General features: G+C 57.1%; 1 protein-coding gene. It reads left to right on the top strand.

Annotated elements, in window-relative coordinates; translation table 11 throughout:
* Nucleotides 1-86: 86 nt before the first annotated feature.
* Nucleotides 87-1,238: an integrase core domain-containing protein gene (locus EIY71_RS28455; protein ID WP_085668264.1), complete on the top strand. Its 1,152-nt coding sequence runs from the start codon at nt 87-89 to the stop codon at nt 1,236-1,238.
* Nucleotides 1,239-1,299: the final 61 nt, after the last annotated feature.

A 1,299-nucleotide genomic window follows, 5' to 3' on the forward strand; every position in this document is an offset into this window, starting at 1 on the left:
GGGTGGGTAAAGACCGGGTACATCCTTTACGTTTGAGACCGGGGACATGGTTTACAGGTATCAATCATGGTCAGGAGGTGCTGACCATGCCCTGGAATCAAGAGTCCCCGATGGATCAACGAGTGAAATTAGTCAGTGACTGGCTCAGTGGCAGCTACACCAAGAGCCAATTGAGCCGGCGTTATGGGATCAGCCGACCAACCGTCGATAAATGGCTGGATCGGTATGCAGCGCTCGGCGTGGATGGCTTGAAAGAGCAATCCCGCAAGCCTTTGAACTGCCCTCATCAAACCCCGGATGAAATCATCGCCACATTGCTGGCCAAGAAAAACGAGCATCCGGATCGAGGTCCCAAACAGATCATTGATCGCCTGCGAAAGTCCGATCCACAGATCCCATGGCCGGCCGCGAGCACTGCTGGTGAGTGGTTGAAGAAGGCTGGCTTGGTCATTGCGCGGCGCCCTTATCCTTTGCGCCCGCGTGCTCCGACGCATTTACGCCCGGCCGATGAACCCAACCAGACCTGGTGTGCCGACTTCAAAGGGCAGTTCAGGATGCAGGACGGCAATTGGTGCTATCCGCTGACCATTACCGATCAGATGAGCCGCTATCTGCTGCTCTGCCGGGCGCTGCCCGGCACGCACAGCGAGCCGACGCGACAGGGATTCGAATGGGCTTTCCGGGAGTTTGGATTGCCGGACGTAATCCGCACAGATAACGGGGCGCCTTTCGCATCGACCGGTTTGGCGCGGCTGTCGAAGCTGTCCGTCTGGTTCATCAGGCATGGCATCCATATCGAGACAATCACACCAGGGCGTCCTGACCAGAACGGTCGACACGAACGGATGCACCGCACCCTCAAAGCAGCGGTACTGCGAACACCTGCGGAAAATCTCGTACGCCAGCAGCTGGCCTTTGAAGAGTTCGTTCAGGACTTCAACCATGATCGACCACACACCGCACTGGGCATGAAACCGCCGGCTTCCGTATACAGACCTTCGTTGCGCCCGTATCCGGGCTACTTGCCCGCGGTCGAATATGGCCCTGAGGTTGAGGTACGCAAGGTTCGTTCGAACGGCGAGTTCAAGTGGAAGGGGCAACGAATGTTTTTGGGCGAGGCGCTGATCGGCGAGGACATCGCGCTGAAGGAAGTGGCTGATGACGTGTGGGAGCTGTACCTTTGCAACTTCTGTTTAGGCAGGCTTGAGCGCGGTGCCAACCGCGTATCAAGCCTGTAAAAGGTGTAAACGATGTCCCCGGTCTAATGTGTAAAGGATGTACCGGTCTCTACAGTGAGGG

It is taken from the genome of Pseudomonas sp. CH235 (assembly GCF_004368175.1).
GTDB lineage: Bacteria > Pseudomonadota > Gammaproteobacteria > Pseudomonadales > Pseudomonadaceae > Aquipseudomonas > Aquipseudomonas paraglycinae.